The organism is Pseudoalteromonas sp. FUC4, from assembly GCF_008370255.1.
Classification (GTDB): domain Bacteria; phylum Pseudomonadota; class Gammaproteobacteria; order Enterobacterales; family Alteromonadaceae; genus Pseudoalteromonas.
This window is the reverse complement of the sequence record NZ_SEUI01000016.1, coordinates 1-518: the sequence shown is the minus strand read 5'-3', so window position 1 is coordinate 518 and position 518 is coordinate 1. Positions and strand designations below refer to the sequence as shown.

General features: G+C 40.5%; 1 rRNA gene. It reads left to right on the top strand.

From position 1 onward, the window contains the following. A 16S ribosomal RNA gene (locus tag EU510_RS19860) occupies nt 1–188 on the top strand; the annotation flags it as partial. Nucleotides 189–518 lie beyond the last annotated feature (330 nt).

Below are 518 nucleotides of genomic sequence, written 5' to 3'. Positions count from 1 at the left end.
GTATCAGAATGACGCGGTGAATACGTTCCCGGGCCTTGTACACACCGCCCGTCACACCATGGGAGTGGGTTGCTCCAGAAGTAGATAGTCTAACCCTCGGGAGGACGTTTACCACGGAGTGATTCATGACTGGGGTGAAGTCGTAACAAGGTAGCCCTAGGGGAACCTGGGGCTGGATCACCTCCTTATACGATTTAGAACTTATTTGTTCGTAGTGTCCACACAGATGATTGTTAGTTAGTAATGCCCTTTGGGTTTACTAATTAATATGCTCTTTAAAAATTTGGAAAAGCTGATAATAAAATTCTGATGAATAACATTGTTATTTATCAAGAGTTTTCAAAAGTAAAAAAAGAATGGTAGCAGTACCATTCAGTGCCATTTGATTAATTCTTATGAGTTGATTGATTGGTATCTACTTTAGTATTCAATATTGACTTCTGGCGAAGTTAAACTGTCATAAAACAAAGACCCGTTTGGGTTGTATGGTTAAGTGACTAAGCGTACACGGTGGATGC